The sequence below is a fragment of the Mesorhizobium sp. M0140 genome, from assembly GCF_040322475.1.
In the GTDB taxonomy this organism is placed as follows: Bacteria; Pseudomonadota; Alphaproteobacteria; order Rhizobiales; family Rhizobiaceae; genus Mesorhizobium.
On record NZ_JAMYTM010000005.1, the window covers coordinates 102,317 to 117,738 of the forward strand.

Here is a 15,422-nt window from a genome sequence, read left to right on the forward strand (position 1 = left end):
AGGCGATACACGTACGAGACCGGTTTCCTTTTCCCGGGGATCGACTATCCTCTGGATGTCCACGAGGCATCGCGACCAGCGAGCCGCCGCGGCCGGGGGAGCCCATGAGCAGGAACGTGACTTCGCCCGTCTCGCAGCCGTCGGTCCAAGCTCCCGGTCTTTTGTCTTTTCCAGCCGCCCCGGCGCTTTTCGCCTGCACGGCTGCGCTGCTTTTGGTCGGCTGCCAGAAGCAGGAAGCGGTGGACAAGAAACTGCAGATCATGGTGCGCACCGAAACGGTGGCGATGGCCGACTATGCGCCAAGGACCTCGCTGACCGGGGTGATCGCGGCGCGTACGCTGAACAATCTGTCGTTCCGGGTCGGCGGTCGCGTCGCCGAACGGTTTGTCGATGTCGGCCAGCATGTCGATCAAGGCACGGTGCTTGCCCGGATCGATCCGCAGGAGCAGGAATCCGATTTGCGCTCGGCGCAGGCCGATCTCGACGCGGCACAGGCGCAATTGACCCAGTCCGCCGCCGCCTTCGAACGGCAGAAGACGCTGCTCGCCCAGGGTTTCACCACCAGGCGCGATTATGACGCCGCGGACCAGGCCCTGAAGATGGCACAAGGCAGCGTCGATGCCGCGCAGAGCGCTTTCTCCAACGCCCAGCAAAACCTGTCCTTCACCGAACTCAAGGCCGGTGCCGCCGGCGTGATTACCGCCCGCCAAGTCGAAACCGGCCAAGTGGTGCAAGCCGCGCAAACCGTCTTCACCGTCGCCGAGGACGGGGACCGCGACGCGGTATTCAACGTGCAGGAGACGCTGATCGCCAAGACACCGGCATCGCCTGCGGTGACGATCACGCTGTTGTCCGATCCGCAGGTCAGGGCGACGGGCAAGGTCCGCGAAATCTCGCCTGCGGTCGACCCGGCTTCGGGCTCGATCCGGGTCAAAGTCGCCATTCCCGACACGCCCGCCGGCATGCCGCTGGGGGCAGCCGTCATCGGCTCGGTAAGCGCCAAACCGGCGAAGGCGATCCTGCTGCCTTGGCAGGCGCTGACGTCCAGCGGCGGCAAGCCGGCGGTCTGGATCGTCGATCCCTCGACCAAGGCGGTGACGATGGCGCCGGTCGAAGTGCTGGCGTTCAATTCGGGCACGGTCGTGATCGCCAAGGGGCTGGACGCGGGCCAGAGCGTCGTCACCGCTGGAGGACAGCTGCTCAGCCCTGGACAGACGATCGAAATATCGGGAGCGGGCCAATGAGCCGAACGCCACGCATCCTGCTCGGCGTGCTCATGCTCGGTGCGCTGGCATCCTGCTCCAAGTCGGAGGAAAAGCCGCCAGAGATCATCCGACCGGTGCTGTCGATGGTGATCGAGCCGCGCACCACGCAAATCTTCGGTTTTGCCGGATCCGTCGAACCGCAGGTCAGCGCCGACCTGGCCTTCCGCCTGCTTGGCCGGGTCGTCTCGCGCGACGTCCAGGTCGGCGACATCGTCAGCAAGGGCACGACGATAGCGGCACTCGATCCGACCGCGCTGGAGTTGGGCCTCCAGGCGGCCAAGGCGGAACTGTCCAATGCCGAGGCGCAGCTCGCCAACGCCGCCGCCAGCGAGGAACGGCAGCGCCAGTTGCTCGCCTCGGCCAACGCCACGCAAGCTGTCTTCGATGCCGCGCAGCAGGCGCGCAAAGCTGCGGAGGCAGGTGTCGAGCGGGCCAAGGCTTCGCTTGCCAAATCGCAGGAACAGCTCGACTATGCCAGGCTGTTCTCTGATTTCGACGGTGTCGTCACCGCGGTCGGCGCCGAAGTTGGCCAGACGGTCTCGCCCGGCCAGACCATCGTCACCGTGGCGCGTTCGGACCTGCGCGAGGCGGTGGTCGACATTCCCGACCAATTGACCGGTGATCTTGAGGCCGGCACGCCCTTCCAGGTGATCCTGCAGTCGCTGCCGACGATCCAGACCGGCGCCAAGCTGCGCGAGATCGCACCGCAATCCGAGGGCTCGACCCGCACGCGGCGCGTCAAGCTGACGCTCACGGATCCGCCACAGGCCTTCCGGCTCGGCTCGACGGTGACGGCGACCCGCGTGACCAAGGTGGCACCGACGATCGAACTGCCCACGTCGGCGCTGTTCGAAAAGAACGGTTCCGCGAAAGTGTGGATCGTCGACCCGCAGACATCCAGCGTGAACGCACGCGACATCAAGATCGCGTCGAAGAATGGCGTTATCTTCACCGTGGCCGAAGGGCTTGACGCGGGCATGCGTGTCGTCACGGCGGGCGTCCACAGCCTGAGCGAAGGCCAGAAGGTGAAAGTGCTCGAGGGAGGCGCCTCATGAAAGGCTTCAATCTCTCCGACTGGGCGCTCAACCACCGCTCCATGGTCTGGTATTTCATGCTGGTCTTCGTCGTGGCTGGCGTGTTCTCCTACCTCAATCTCGGCCGTGAAGAAGACCCCAACTTCACCATCAAGACGATGATCATCCAGGCCAACTGGCCGGGCGCCTCGGTCAAGGAAACCGTGCAGCAGGTGACCGACCGTATCGAGAAGAAACTCGAGGAACTCGACAGCCTCGACTACACCAAGTCCGTCACCACGGCCGGCCAGACCGTCATCTTCGTCAACCTGAAGGACACCACCAAGGCACGCGATGTCGTGCCGAACTGGATTCAGGTGCGCAACATGGTCAACGACATCGGGGCGCAGTTTCCGCAGGGGGTGCAGGGACCGTTCTTCAACGACCGCTTCGGCGACGTCTATGGCAACATCTACGCCTTCACATCGGACGGGCTGACGCCGCGCCAGTTGCGCGACTATGTCGAGGACACCAGAACAAAAATCCTGACCGTGCCCAACGCCGGCAAGGTCGACCTGGTCGGCGCCCAGGACGAGGCGATCTATCTCGAATTCTCGACCCGCCAGATCGCCGCCCTCGGCCTCAACCAGCAAGCGATCGTGGCGAGCCTGCAGGCGCAGAACGCGATTACGCCGTCCGGCGTCATTCAGTCCGGGCCGGAGCGCATCAGCGTGCGTGTCGGCGGGCAGTTCACCTCCGAGGACAGCCTGCGCGCCATCAATCTGCGCGTCAATGACCGCTTCTTCCGCCTCAGCGACGTGGCGACGATCACGCGCGGCTATGTCGATCCGCCTACGGCGCTATTCCGCTTCAACGGCCAGGACGCGATCGGGCTCGCCATCGGCATGAAACCCAACGCCAACCTGCTCGAATTCGGCGAGGCGCTGCACAAGGAGATGGACAAGGTGCTGGCCGACCTGCCGGTCGGTGTCGGCGTGCATCTGGTGGCCGACCAGCCGGTCATTGTCGAGGAGGCCGTCTCGGGCTTTACGCGCGCGCTGTTCGAGGCGGTCGCCATCGTGCTCGCGGTGTCGTTCATCAGCCTCGGCATGCGCGCCGGCTTCGTCGTGGCGCTGTCGATCCCGCTGGTGCTGGCCATCACCTTCACGGTCATGGCCTATCTCGGCATCTCGCTGCAGCGAATTTCCCTGGGTGCGCTGATCATCGCGCTCGGGCTTCTGGTCGACGACGCGATGATCGCGGTCGAGATGATGGTGGCGCGGCTGGAGGTCGGCGACAATCTGCGCAAGGCGGCGACTTATGTCTACACATCGACCGCCTTTCCGATGCTGACCGGTACGCTGGTGACGGTCGCCGGCTTCATCCCGATCGGCCTCAACAACAGCGCCGCCGGCGAATATACCTTCACCCTGTTCGTGGTCATCGCCGTTTCGCTGCTGGTGTCATGGGTCGTGGCGGTGCTGTTTGCGCCACTGCTCGGCGTCACCATCCTGCCGGCGACGATGAAAACCAAGCATCACGACCAGCCCGGCCGCTTCACCTCGCTTTTCCGGCGCGTGCTTGTCGGCTCGGTGCGCCATCACTGGCTGACCATCATCGTCACCGTGCTTTTGTTTGCCGGCTCGATCGCCGGCTTCGGGCTGGTGCAGCAGCAGTTCTTTCCGCCATCGGACCGGCCGGAGCTGATCGTCGACTGGAACCTGCCGCAGAATGCCTCGATCGCCGATACGCGCGACCAGATGGAGCGGTTCGAGCAGCGGGCGCTGGTCGGCAATCCCGACATCGACCATTTTTCGTCCTATATCGGCCAGGGCGCGGTGCGTTTCGTGCTCGCCTATGACGTGCAGCCGGCCAACCCCTATTTCGGCCAGACCGTCATCGTCACCAAGAGCATCGCGGCCCGCAACCGGGTCAAGCCGGCGCTTGAAAAACTGCTGCGCGAGGAGTTCGTCGGCACCGACGCCTTCGTCAAGCCGCTCGAACTCGGGCCCCCGGTCGGCCGCCCGGTGCAGTATCGCATCGGCGGTCCCGACATCCAGACGGTGCGCGAACTGGCGCAGCAATTCGCCGGTGTCATCTCCGCCAATCCAAAGCTTGCCGCGCCTACCTTCGACTGGAACGAGCCGCAACGCGTGCTGAGGGTCGACGTGCTGCAGGACAAGGCACGCCAGCTTGGCATCACCTCTTCCGACATCGCCAGCGCGCTCAACAGCACCGTCGGCGGCGCTACCATCACGCAGGTGCGTGACGCCACCTACCTGATCAATGTCGTGGCGCGCTCGCGTGGGTCCGAACGCGGCTCGATCGAAACGTTGCAGAACATGCAGCTGCCGACCAGTACCGGCGAGGCGATCCCGCTCGCGGCCGTCGCCAACTTCCGCTACGATCTGGAGCAGCCAACGGTGTGGCGACGCGACCGCATCCCGACCATCACCGTGCGCGCCGGACTGGTCGGCGACGTGCTGCCGGCCACCGTCGTCAACGAATTGAAGCCGTCGGTCGATGCCTTCACCGCCAAGCTACCGCCGGGCTATTCGATCGCCACCGCCGGCTCGGTCGAGGAGAGTGCCAAAAGCCAAGGACCGATCGCCGCCGTCGTGCCGTTGATGCTGTTCGTCATGGCGACGATCCTGATGGTGCAATTGCAGAGTTTCCAGAGCCTGTTCCTGGTGGTGGCGGTGGCGCCGCTCGGCCTGATCGGCGTTGTGGCGGCCCTGGTGCCGAGCGGCGCGCCGCTCGGCTTCGTCGCCATCCTCGGCGTGCTGGCGCTGATCGGCATCCTGATCCGCAACTCGGTCATCCTGATCGTGCAGATCGAGGATCTCGTCCGGGAAGGCAAGGACCGCTGGGCGGCCGTCATCGAGGCGACGGAACACCGCATGCGGCCAATCGCGCTGACGGCGGCGGCCGCAAGTCTCGCCCTGATCCCGATCGCGCGCGAAGTGTTCTGGGGCCCGATGGCCTATGCCATGATGGGCGGCATCATCGCCGGCACGGCGATCACGCTGCTGTTCCTGCCAGCGCTTTATGTGACGTGGTTCAGGATCAAGGAGCCGAAAGCCCAGGAAGAGCTACCCGTGGAGAGCGGCGAACCGGTGCAAGCTCAGACTTAAGGCTTTGCCGGGTCATTCGTTGTCGTTGGAGGGTACGGGGCGTGACTTGGCGCGTTGCCACGGCGACGATTTTGAGGTGCGCCAGGCATGCCAACCTTTCGGCAAATCGGCCAACTCCACGATGGTTTCATCCAGTTGAACCACCTCTTGCAGGCCTACGAGCATTACCTCGCGTTCATCCCAATCTCGAGTGTCGCTGCTGTAGAATTGCCAACTGCCACCTTCGTCGTTGTAGCTGTCGTCGTCGTCATCTTCATGCACAACGTATGCGATCCAGTCGCCACGTTTAAATAGGCTCTTGTCCGACAACACCGCGAGGTTGGGCGGATCCGCAAACTTCCATTCCTCCATCGGAATCCCTGAAGACGGTTGGTTCTGCACACAGGAAGACGAATTCAGGCGGTTCTCACAAACCCGTCGCTCGCTCTCAGCAGGTTGCGAGTATAGTCCTTCGTCACGCGACGTTCGACGAGATCCGCCGCCGCCAGGTTCTCAACCGCCCCGCCGCTTTGCATCACCATCAGCCGCTCGCACATATGGGTGATGATGGCGAGGTCGTGGCTGACCATCAGGAAGGTCAGCTTGCGCCGCTTGCGTACCTCTTCCAACAGGTTGAGCACTTCCGCCTGCACCGAGGCATCGAGCGCCGAGGTCGGCTCGTCGAGCAGCAGGATCGACGGTTCGAGAATGAGTGCACGCGCGATCGCCACGCGCTGGCGCTGGCCGCCAGAGAGCTGGTGCGAATAGCGGAAGCGAAAGCCGTTTCCCAGCCCGACCTCGTCGAGCGCCCGCTGGATGCGCTTTTCGCCGTCGGCAAAGCCATGGATGGCAAGCGGCTCCTGCAGGAGGCGGTCGACGGTCTGGCGCGGGTGCAGCGAGCCGTACGGATCCTGAAAGACCATCTGCACTTCGCGGTAGAAGGCCTTGTCGCGGCGCGCGCCGAGCATCTTGCCGTTGACGGCGATGCTGCCCGATGCGACCGGCGCAAGGCCGGCGATGGCCCGAAGCAGCGTCGATTTGCCGGAGCCGGATTCACCGACCAGGCCAAAGGATTCACCCGGCTGCACGTCGAGGCTGACGCCCTTCAGTGCGCGAAAACGGTCGAAGATCACTTCCAGCCTGTCGACGGCAATCGCAGAAGTCATGCCGCCCACTCCGGCTTGCGGTCGAGCACCGGCAGCGGGTGGCGGTCGGCACCGATCTTGGGCATGCAATTGAGCAAGCCGCGCGTGTAGGGATGCTGGGCATGGCCGAGTTCGGACGCCTTGAGCTGCTCGACCACCTTGCCGGCATACATGACGATGACGCGGTCGCAGAAGGATGAGACCAGGCGCAGATCGTGCGAGATGAAGATCAGCCCCATGCCGCGCTCACTGACCAGCCGGTCGAGAATGCCGAGCACATCAAGCTGCACGGTGACGTCGAGCGCCGAGGTCGGCTCGTCGGCGATCATCATTTCCGGACCGGCGATCAGCATCATGGCGATCATGGCGCGCTGGCCCATGCCGCCGGACACTTCATGCGGATGCAGGTTGAAGACGCGAGAGGGATCACGGATCTGCACCGCCTCCAGCATGGCCAATGCGCGGTCGCGCGCCTCGGCCTTGCCGACCTTTTCATGCGTGCGCAGCGTTTCGACGATCTGGCGGCCGATGCTCATCACCGGGTCGAGCGAGTATTTCGGATCCTGCAGGATCATGGCGATGCGCTTGCCGCGCAGCGCCCGACGTTCGCGCGGCGAGACGCTGAGCAGGTCGATGCCGTCGAAGGCGAGCTTGTTGGCCGATATCCGCGCCTGCGGCGGCGTCAGACCCATGATGGCGCGGCCGGTCTGCGATTTGCCGGAGCCGGATTCTCCGACGATGCCGAGCCGTTCGCGGCCGAGCGAGAAGGAGACGCCGCGAACCGCCTCGATCAGCCCGGTGCGGGTCGGGAAGGTGACGCGCAGGTCGTCGACCTCGAGCAGCGTCTTCGTTTCCCTGCTCATTGGTCACCACTGCGGGGATCGAGCGCGTCGCGCAGGCCGTCGCCGAGCAGGTTGAAGCCGAGGCTGACGATGAGGATGGCGAAGCCCGGCGCACCGGCCACCCACCACTGGTCGAGCACGAAGCGGCGGCCCGACGCGATCATCGTGCCCCATTCCGGCAGCGGCGGTTGCGCGCCGAGGCCGAGGAAACCGAGCCCGGCGGCGGTCAGGATGATGCCGGCCATGTCGAGCGTCACCCTGACGATCAGGGACGAAATGCAAAGCGGCATGATATGGCGCAGCACGATGCGGAAGGGCGAGGCGCCCATCAGCTGCACCGCCTTGATGTAATCGGAATTGCGCACCGTCAGCGTCTCTGCCCGCGCGATGCGGGCGTAAGGCGGCCATGAGGTGATGGCGATGGCCAGCACCGCATTCTCGATGCCGGGGCCAAGTGCTGCAACAAACGCCAGCGCCAGGATCAGCTTGGGAAAGGCGAGAAAGATGTCGGTGATGCGCATCAGGATGGCATCGGTCCAGCCGCCGGCATAGCCGGCCACCGTGCCGACCAGAAGGCCGATCGGTGCCGCGATGATGGCGACCAGGATGACCACATAAAGGGTCCAGCGCGAGCCGTAGAGGATGCGCGACAGGATATCGCGGCCGAGATCGTCGGTGCCGAACCAGTGCTCGGCGCTCGGCGCCAGCAGGCGCGCGTTCTTCAGGTCGCCGAACGTCGGAGAATAAGGCGCCAGCACACCGGCAAGGGCGGCAACGATCAGCAAGGCAATGATAATGAGCAGGCCGAGAAAGGCCAGCCGGTTGGCGGAAAAGCGCCGCCACGCCACATAGGCGCGGCCGAGCCTCGCCTGGGTGCGCGAGGCCGGCCGCTCGCTGAGCAGCCAGTCGCGACGAGAGAGAGGACGGGCGTCGGAGGCGGTCATGATGATGCCTCTTGGAGCTGTCGACCCCCACTCCGGCCTGCTTCGCAGACCACCTCTCCCCCGCTCGACGGGGGAGAGGAAAGGCGCGAAGCGTGCGACCGGCTTTTCCTCTCCCCCGGGCAGGGGGAGAGGTGACCCGAAGGGCCGGAGTGGGGGTGATTGGCCGCAGCTGGAGCAATTCCAGGAAAAGTGTGAAACGGTTTTCCGTCCGGAATTGCGTAAAAACAAGGAGTTAGAGCGGGTAGCCGTTTCCGTGAAACGGTGAACTGCTCTAGGCCCGAAAGTGGAATACCTCTGCTCATTGAACCTTCGTCCTCGGATCGAGCACCCGATACAGAAGGTCGGAGAGGAGATTGATGGCGATGAACACCGAGCCGATGACTATGGTGCCGCCGAGCACCGCATTCATGTCGGCGTTCTGCAGCGAGTTGGTGATGTAGAGGCCGATGCCCGGCCATGAGAAGACGGTCTCGGTCAGCACCGAACCTTCGAGCAGCCCGGCATAGGAGAGCGCGATCACCGTCACCATCGGCACCGCCGCATTGCGCAGCGCGTGGCCCCAGATGATGCGGGTTTCCGACAGGCCCTTGGCGCGCGCCGCGACGATATATTCCTGCGACAATTCGTTGAGCATGAACGAGCGCGTCATGCGGCTGATATAGGCGAGCGAGAAATAGCCGAGCAGCGAGGCCGGCAGGATGATGTGGCGGAAGGCGTCGTAAAAAACGTCCCACTGCCCCTGCATCGCAGAGTCGAGGAGATAGAAGCCAGTGATCGGCGTAAAGGTGTATTCGTAGACGATGTCGAGCCGCGCGGGGAAGGCAACCCATTGCAGCTTGGCGTAAAACAGCACCAGCGCCAGCAGTCCCAGCCAGAAGATCGGCACGGAATAGCCGATCAGGCCGATGATACGCACGATCTGATCGATGAAACTGCCGCGCCTGACCGCGGCCAGCACGCCAAGCGGTACGCCGAACAGCGCGCCGATCAGCGTCCCCAGCGTCGCCAGTTCCGTCGTGGCCGGAAGCGCCCGGCGAATGTCGGTCATGACAGGATTGGTGGTCAGCACAGAGACACCGAAATTGCCGTTCAGGGCATTTTTCACATAGATGTAGAACTGCTCGACCAGCGGCAAATCGAGGCCCATCTCGCGGCGCGTGCGCTCGACGACATTGGCCGGCGCCCGGTCGCCGAGCACCGCCAGCACCGGGTCGATCGGGATGACGCGACCGATGAAGAAGGTGACCGCGAGCAGACCAAGATAGGTCGTGATCGCGATGACCAGGAAACGGCCAAGCGATGATGCAATAGCGACGGCACGGGCGCTGCCGCGCCCCGCCGCCACTTCCTTTTCAACCGTGCTCATGCGGCGTGTCCGCGAGCACTATTCCTTGGACACCGGCCCGACGAAATTGCTGTCGAAGCTCGGGCCGAGGGCAAAGCCCTTGAGGTTCTTGCGCAGGCCGGCCACTTCCAGCTGCTGGTGGATGACGACGAAGGGGCTGGTGTCCAGGATCTTCTTCTCGAGATCCTTGTACATGTCAGCGCGCTTGCCGGCGTCCTTCTCGAGCAGCGCTGCTTCCGTCTCCTTGGTCAGGTCCGGAATGTCCCAGGCGTTGCGCCAGGCCAGCGTCTTGGACTTACCCGCATCCGAGTTGTCCGGATTCGAGGCAAAGGTCTGGGCGTTGGAATTCGGGTCGAAATAATCCTGGCCCCACTGGCCGATATAGATGTCGTGGTTGCGGGCGCGGTACTTGGTCAGCGTCTGCTTGCCGTCGCCCGGGATGATCTCGAGCTTGATGCCGGCCTGTCCGAGCGTCTGCTGGATCGATTCCGCCATGCCGGTCGTCGGCTGACCGGTGCGTACGTCCATGGTTACGCTGAAGCCGTCGGGCAGACCGGCCTTGGCCAGCAATTCCTTGGCCTTGGCGACATCGAACTTGAACGGATTCTCATCCAATTCGCCGAGCACACCCTTCGGCAGGAAGGTCTGGTGGATTTCGCCGATGCCCTTGAGGATCGTCGAGCTCAGCGCATCGTAGTCGACCAGGTATTTGAAGGCTTGGCGGACCTCGGGCTTGGCGAGGTTGGCATTCTTCTGGTTGAGGCTGATGTAATAGACCGTGCCCTTCGGCGCGCTGGTCGAGATGAGATCGGCGTTCTTGGCGATGGCGTCGAGGTCGTTCGGCTCGAGATTGCGGGCAACGTCGATGTCGCCGGCCTCGAGCGCCAGGCGCTGGCCCGAGCTTTCCTTCATGTTGCGGTAGATGACGCGGGCAAGCTTGGCCTTCTCGCCGTAGTAATTATCGTTGCGCTCGAGAACGACCACCTCATTGGCCCGCCATTCGCGCAGCTTGAAGACGCCGGAGCCGGCATAGCCGGTCTTCAGCCAGGCATTGCCGAAATCATTGTCCCATTTGTAGTCGGCGCTCGGCGTCACCGCAGCGACATGTTCCTTGACCAGCTTGGCGTCGACCACCGATGCAACCGTTGCCGACAGGCAGTTCAGCACGAAGCTCGGCGCATAGGCCTTGTCGACGGTGAACTGGAAGGTGGTCTCGTCGACCGCCTTGGCCTTCTCGGCGACGTTGTCGCCGCTGATGCCGAATTGGCCGATGATGAAGGCCGGGCTCTTGTCGAGCTTGACGGCGCGTTCGAACGACCAGGCGACGTCGGCCGCGGTGATCGGATTGCCGGAAGCGAATTTCAGGCCGGGCTTGAGCTTGAATGTGTAGGTCAGGCCGTCATCGGAGACGGTCCAGCTTTCGGCAAGGTCTCCCTTGACCTTGGAGGTGTCGCTGAGGTCGAGACGGACAAGCAGATCATACGTGTTGCCGGTGACCTCGGCGGTCGACAGCTCGAACGCCTCGCCCGGATCCATGGAGATGATGTCGTCGATCGCGAAACCTTCGACCAGCGTGTCGGCGGGCGTGACCGCACCGGCGGGCGCGCCGGCCAGAAGCAGCGCGGACATGGCTGCACCCGCCAGCAGGAAGCGAGAGCGTAGAGCAAACTTTTCCATCATCATCGTGATTGTTCCCTGTTTTGTTGTTTGTTGACCTGAGTTCCCGGCTCAGGATTGTGCAATTCTTTTCGGGCCTGGAGAAGGCCCCAGTGATCTCTTACCGTTGCGGTTTTTGTCCAGTTGGTCAACACCATATCCGGCAGCCTCGTGGCGGGCAACGAGCATTTATACGATGGCTCAATGGGCCAGAAAGGCCGGTGGGATGTCGACGCATCGGCCAGCCAATCGAGGCTGCCGATCGAGGATAATCTGGCGAATGTCGCGGCTATCTCAGCGCCGCGACCAGGCTGGTGTCAGGGAAGCAGGTGGCGGCGCGGCCGTTCTTGGCTTGCCAAATGCCGATCGAACGGCGGGTCTTGAAGCCGGGCAGGCCATCGGCGCTGCCGACGTCATAGCCCTTGGCTTCCAGCGCGCGTTGCAGAGCGGCTATGTCCGAACGGTGGAGCCCGCCGACCGCGCCCCAGCTGCCGGCAAAATTCGAATCGCCATGGGCGATGCGATCGGCGCCATGGCCGATGAACAGCGCGTAGAGGTCGCTGGTGTTGTACTGCTTCAGCACGTAGAAATTGGGCGTGGCGATAAAGGCCGGACCGCTGCGCCCTGCCGGCATCAGCAGGAAGCCTTCGGCCTTCATCTCACTCGCTGGAAACGGCTTGCCGCCGACGCGCCTAACGCCCATTGCCGCCCATTCGGAGATTTTCTTGCCCTGGTCCGGGCCTTCCAACGAACAGGAAACGCTTTCCGGCACCATCACCTCGAAACCCCAGCCACGGCCCTTTACCCAGCCATAGTGGACGAGATAATTGGCGATCGAGGCCAGCACGTCCGGCGTCGAGTTCCAGATGTCGGCGCGGCCGTCGCCGTCGAAATCGACGGCATGTTTCAGGAACGAGGTCGGCATGAATTGCGGCTGGCCGAGCGCTCCGGCCCAGGACGATTTCATCGCGCCGACCGGAGCCAGCCCGCGCTCGACGATCTCGAGTGCAGCAAGCAGTTCGGTGCGGAAGAAGTCCTTCCTGGTCGACATGAACGCTTTGGTGCCCAGCACTTCGAAGGCGTCGTAGGGCATCTTCGCCGCGCCGAATCCGGTCTCGCGGCCCCAGATCGCCAGCAGCACTTCGCCCGGCACGCCGTAGCGCTTTTCGATAGATGCAAGTGTCCTGGCATTGGTGGCTTCGCGCGCCCGGCCGCCCGCCGTCACCGCGCGAACCGTCTTCTCGGCGAAATAGGCGCCGGGTGAGCCGAATTCGGCCTGGTGCTGCTTCTGCGGCGTGGTCGCCTTATCGCCCGGCTTGACCAGGTCGGGCAGCTTCAGATTGGGATTGATGCCGTCGAAGGCGGCATCGAGGGTGGCTTTGGAAATGCCTTTCGCCCTGGCTTGCGGCCAAAGGTCGTTCTGCAGCCAGGCGCGAAACTGGTCGTCGATCTTTGCGGCGGAGGCGGGGGTGGAAAGGAGGACCGCGAGAAGAACTGCAAAAAAGGAAAACAGAGCCAATCTGAGAGGTTTGCGTTCCTTCACACCCCCCTCTGTCCTGCCGGACATCTCCCCCGCAAGGGGGGAGATTGGCCGCTTCATCGGCGGCGCTCTTGTTGCAATGTCGGCGATTTGCGAAAACAAAGATGACATCCGATCTCCCCCCTTGCGGGGGAGATGTCCGGCAGGACAGAGGGGGGTGCTTGGCACCAGCCTCGACGGATGCGCAACAATCATGATCCGCATCCTCTGCCGCAACTTTGTCAAAACGCCGTCCGCGAGCGCAGCGCCGCGGCCAGCGTGCCCTCGTCGAGATAGTCGAGTTCGCCGCCGACAGGCACGCCATGCGCCAGTCGTGTCACCTTGATATCGAAGCCGGACAGCTGATCGGTGAGGTAATGCGCGGTCGTCTGGCCCTCCACCGTAGCATTGACGGCGAGGATGATCTCCTTGACCTCGCCACCGGCGACGCGGTCGATCAGCGAGCGCATGTTGAGCTGCTCGGGGCCGATGCCGTCGAGCGGGGACAGCGTGCCGCCGAGAACGTGGTAACGCACATTCATCGCCGCCGCGCGCTCCAGCGCCCACAGGTCGGAGACGTCCTCGACGACAATGATGGTGCCGGCATCTCGGCGCGGATCGGTGCAGATCATGCAAGGGTCCGATGTATCGACATTGCCGCAGGTCGAGCAGATGCGCACCTTGTCGGCCGCCTCGGCCATGGCGGCGGCCAGCGGCGACAGAAGCTGCTCCTTCTTCTTGATCAGATGAAGGGCGGCACGCCTGGCCGAACGGGGACCCAGCCCCGGCACCTTGGCCAGGAGCTGGATCAGACGTTCGATCTCGGGACCGGCGATTCGCTTCGACATCGCTCTGATCTAGGATTTTTCAGAGCGCTTTGGAACATCCGCATACGCATGACCGCCATATTGGCCTTGGCGGACCAAAATGGGCGGGGCCCATGGGATCATGGAGAGCAGATCAGTTGGTTTCGAGCGGCCGGCCCTGGCTGACGATCATCGCGCCGACAGCGTCGGTGTTCTCAGGCGTCGACTGGAAACCCATAGACGCCTCTTGCGGCGCTTCCTCGACCGAGGAGATGACCCTCGTCCTTGTGTTCAAGGTTCCGCCAAAACGGGCGGCATCCGGTTCCTCCATCGGCTCCTGCATCGCCACCACCGTCGGCTCCGCCGAGACACGCGCAGATTTCGCGGCCGGCGCGGCGGCCGCGGTCATATAGGTCTGTTGGGCAGGAGCGGACCGGACGGTGGCCGGCTTGGCCGGACGCACCGGCTCGGCGGACGCGACCATCGTCACCGGCTCCGCTGGCTTCTGCGGCGCCGCCGAGGCAATGGCGACCTGCGGCTCGTCCGGCAGCGGCTGCCAGTTGCGGCCGCGCTTCTCGTAAAAGGCATTGCCGCCGGCAACCATGGTGTAGTGCATGTTCTTGTAGGGGAAGCGTAGGCCGGCGGTGTGGAAGAACATGGTGTTCTTGAGCTTGGACTTGCGCTCCCCCTTCAGCACCGCGTCGGCGGCTTCCTCGACATCGGGCATTGCGCGTGAATTCATCGGCCTTGTCATGACGCCGGGGGCAAACTGCCCGCGCTCGCCCACCACCGCGCAGATGGTGCTGCCGTGCTTGCCGGAGCGCAGCCGGTTCATCACCACCGTGCCGACCGCGATCATGCCGTCGCGGCTCGAGCGGTTGGATTCAAAGAACATCGCCCGTTCCAGGCATTCCTTGTCCTTCGGCGTGTGGCTGTACGCCCGGGAGCTCAGGAAACCCGGCGTGATGGCGTCGGTCAGGCTGGCGACGGACATGCCGTGTGAAGTGGTCTGGCTACAGGCAGCCAAAAACAGGGGTGAAATGACGGCGCCGAGCAACAGCGGCGTCTTCCATCGCGTAGAAATCAACAGGTAACCCTCTCACTTCGTGCCCGCCCCCAGGCTGCGGCAAGAATGAGACACTTTCGGGCAAAATGATGGCCAAAACGTTATTAACAACGCGCTGTTGCCAAATTGGCACAATTTCCTGGTTTTCCAGATAGATCGCACCCATCATTTCACAAAGGCGATGACCTCTCTCTCTTTGTTTCGCCGCAATTGCCCCAAGGGAAAGCACTACGCGCTTTTCCCGGGCAAACGCTGTTAATTTCTCCTGGAACCGGTCTGCAGCCCGGCCGCAATCACGGCCGCTGGCCAGGCTCAAGCTCCTCGACCTTCTCCGAAAACAGGCCGCGCCGGAGGAACAGCGTCCGCGCCTCCCTGGCCGTCGGGGCGATCTTTCCCGGCCAGTCGCTGTCAATGAACTCAGCCTTGGTGAAGTCCGGATTTGTCTCGCTTGCCGCCTCCAGGAATTCGGCGATCTCCAGCACGATCGCGCGCTCGTCCTTCGAAAGCGCCGATGTGCCGGCTTCGATCGAAGGGCGATGGACGAAATCCTCGAACAGATAGAAATAACCCTTGATGCCGACGAGATCGACGCCGTCGTCACAATCGGCCAGGATTTCCAGGATCTCGTAGATCCTGTTGCGGATACGCTGCTCGATCAGTCTTTCGGAGGGCTCTTCGGTCATGTCGATGATGGGCGCGCACGCCGAA

14 protein-coding genes are annotated in these 15,422 nt (G+C 63.6%); 3 read left to right on the top strand and 11 right to left on the bottom strand.

Annotated features, from left to right (window positions below; translation table 11 throughout):
* Positions 1 to 104 precede the first annotated feature (104 nt).
* Genes NKJ37_RS07265 through NKJ37_RS07275 form a run of 3 tightly spaced genes read left to right on the top strand, consistent with a single transcriptional unit; the run spans position 105 to position 5,412 of the window.
* The gene (locus NKJ37_RS07265) at positions 105 to 1,244 is read left to right on the top strand and encodes an efflux RND transporter periplasmic adaptor subunit (protein WP_023811425.1); all 1,140 of its coding nucleotides are present in this window, start codon (positions 105 to 107) and stop codon (positions 1,242 to 1,244) included.
* Positions 1,241 to 2,320: an efflux RND transporter periplasmic adaptor subunit gene (locus tag NKJ37_RS07270; RefSeq protein ID WP_352773433.1), complete on the top strand. Its 1,080-nt coding sequence runs from the start codon at positions 1,241 to 1,243 to the stop codon at positions 2,318 to 2,320. Before NKJ37_RS07265 ends, NKJ37_RS07270 begins: the two co-directional genes overlap by 4 nt.
* Positions 2,317 to 5,412 carry an efflux RND transporter permease subunit gene (locus tag NKJ37_RS07275; RefSeq protein ID WP_352773436.1) on the top strand — a complete coding sequence of 1,032 codons (3,096 nt, stop codon included), beginning with the start codon at positions 2,317 to 2,319 and terminating at the stop codon, positions 5,410 to 5,412. The genes NKJ37_RS07270 and NKJ37_RS07275 overlap by 4 nt, the downstream gene beginning before the upstream one ends.
* A gap of 12 nt (positions 5,413 to 5,424) precedes the next feature.
* On the opposite strand, the gene NKJ37_RS07280 is transcribed toward NKJ37_RS07275, so the two are convergent.
* The 11 genes from NKJ37_RS07280 to NKJ37_RS07330 all read right to left on the bottom strand — a co-directional run bounded on the left by NKJ37_RS07280 (position 5,425) and on the right by NKJ37_RS07330 (position 15,397).
* Positions 5,425 to 5,763 carry a hypothetical protein gene (locus NKJ37_RS07280; RefSeq protein ID WP_128304325.1) on the bottom strand — a complete coding sequence of 113 codons (339 nt, stop codon included), beginning with the start codon at positions 5,761 to 5,763 and terminating at the stop codon, positions 5,425 to 5,427.
* A gap of 44 nt (positions 5,764 to 5,807) precedes the next feature.
* The gene (locus NKJ37_RS07285) at positions 5,808 to 6,557 is read right to left on the bottom strand and encodes an ABC transporter ATP-binding protein (protein WP_352773439.1); all 750 of its coding nucleotides are present in this window, start codon (positions 6,555 to 6,557) and stop codon (positions 5,808 to 5,810) included.
* On the bottom strand, positions 6,554 to 7,399 hold the full coding sequence (locus NKJ37_RS07290) for an ABC transporter ATP-binding protein (protein WP_031213315.1): 846 nt from the start codon (positions 7,397 to 7,399) through the stop codon (positions 6,554 to 6,556). The genes NKJ37_RS07285 and NKJ37_RS07290 overlap by 4 nt, the downstream gene beginning before the upstream one ends.
* Positions 7,396 to 8,322, bottom strand: coding sequence for a nickel transporter permease (gene nikC / locus NKJ37_RS07295; RefSeq protein ID WP_352773442.1), 927 nt, complete (start codon positions 8,320 to 8,322; stop codon positions 7,396 to 7,398). The genes NKJ37_RS07290 and nikC overlap by 4 nt, the downstream gene beginning before the upstream one ends.
* A 298-nt stretch (positions 8,323 to 8,620) precedes the next feature.
* Positions 8,621 to 9,688 carry an ABC transporter permease gene (locus NKJ37_RS07300; protein WP_128304323.1) on the bottom strand — a complete coding sequence of 356 codons (1,068 nt, stop codon included), beginning with the start codon at positions 9,686 to 9,688 and terminating at the stop codon, positions 8,621 to 8,623.
* Positions 9,689 to 9,706: 18 nt separating this feature from the next.
* Entirely contained in the window at positions 9,707 to 11,350 is a 1,644-nt protein-coding gene (locus NKJ37_RS07305; protein ID WP_128304322.1) for an ABC transporter substrate-binding protein, read from the bottom strand.
* Between the two features lie 262 nt (positions 11,351 to 11,612).
* Entirely contained in the window at positions 11,613 to 12,890 is a 1,278-nt protein-coding gene (locus NKJ37_RS07310; protein WP_128304321.1) for a lytic murein transglycosylase, read from the bottom strand.
* Between the two features lie 194 nt (positions 12,891 to 13,084).
* Positions 13,085 to 13,690, bottom strand: a complete 606-nt coding sequence (gene recR / locus NKJ37_RS07315; protein ID WP_128305643.1) for a recombination mediator RecR — start codon at positions 13,688 to 13,690, stop codon at positions 13,085 to 13,087.
* Between the two features lie 112 nt (positions 13,691 to 13,802).
* Positions 13,803 to 14,735 carry a cell wall hydrolase gene (locus NKJ37_RS07320; protein WP_128305644.1) on the bottom strand — a complete coding sequence of 311 codons (933 nt, stop codon included), beginning with the start codon at positions 14,733 to 14,735 and terminating at the stop codon, positions 13,803 to 13,805.
* Positions 14,662 to 15,030, bottom strand: a complete 369-nt coding sequence (locus NKJ37_RS07325) for a hypothetical protein (protein ID WP_352610764.1) — start codon at positions 15,028 to 15,030, stop codon at positions 14,662 to 14,664. Before NKJ37_RS07325 ends, NKJ37_RS07320 begins: the two co-directional genes overlap by 74 nt.
* Complete coding sequence (locus NKJ37_RS07330; RefSeq protein ID WP_127293990.1) at positions 15,008 to 15,397, bottom strand: hypothetical protein; 390 nt, start codon at positions 15,395 to 15,397, stop codon at positions 15,008 to 15,010. Before NKJ37_RS07330 ends, NKJ37_RS07325 begins: the two co-directional genes overlap by 23 nt.
* Positions 15,398 to 15,422 lie beyond the last annotated feature (25 nt).

What these genes read in the sequence shown, in the direction of transcription:
- NKJ37_RS07265 (WP_023811425.1), top strand. Translation starts at nt 105, where the DNA reads ATGAGCAGGAACGTGACTTCGCCCGTCTCGCAGCCGTCGGTCCAAGCT.
- NKJ37_RS07270 (WP_352773433.1), top strand. Translation starts at nt 1,241, where the DNA reads ATGAGCCGAACGCCACGCATCCTGCTCGGCGTGCTCATGCTCGGTGCG.
- NKJ37_RS07275 (WP_352773436.1), top strand. Translation starts at nt 2,317, where the DNA reads ATGAAAGGCTTCAATCTCTCCGACTGGGCGCTCAACCACCGCTCCATG.
- NKJ37_RS07280 (WP_128304325.1), bottom strand. Translation starts at nt 5,763, where the DNA reads ATGGAGGAATGGAAGTTTGCGGATCCGCCCAACCTCGCGGTGTTGTCG.
- NKJ37_RS07285 (WP_352773439.1), bottom strand. Translation starts at nt 6,557, where the DNA reads ATGACTTCTGCGATTGCCGTCGACAGGCTGGAAGTGATCTTCGACCGT.
- NKJ37_RS07290 (WP_031213315.1), bottom strand. Translation starts at nt 7,399, where the DNA reads ATGAGCAGGGAAACGAAGACGCTGCTCGAGGTCGACGACCTGCGCGTC.
- nikC (WP_352773442.1), bottom strand. Translation starts at nt 8,322, where the DNA reads ATGACCGCCTCCGACGCCCGTCCTCTCTCTCGTCGCGACTGGCTGCTC.
- NKJ37_RS07300 (WP_128304323.1), bottom strand. Translation starts at nt 9,688, where the DNA reads ATGAGCACGGTTGAAAAGGAAGTGGCGGCGGGGCGCGGCAGCGCCCGT.
- NKJ37_RS07305 (WP_128304322.1), bottom strand. Translation starts at nt 11,350, where the DNA reads ATGATGATGGAAAAGTTTGCTCTACGCTCTCGCTTCCTGCTGGCGGGT.
- NKJ37_RS07310 (WP_128304321.1), bottom strand. Translation starts at nt 12,890, where the DNA reads ATGTCCGGCAGGACAGAGGGGGGTGTGAAGGAACGCAAACCTCTCAGA.
- recR (WP_128305643.1), bottom strand. Translation starts at nt 13,690, where the DNA reads ATGTCGAAGCGAATCGCCGGTCCCGAGATCGAACGTCTGATCCAGCTC.
- NKJ37_RS07330 (WP_127293990.1), bottom strand. Translation starts at nt 15,397, where the DNA reads ATGACCGAAGAGCCCTCCGAAAGACTGATCGAGCAGCGTATCCGCAAC.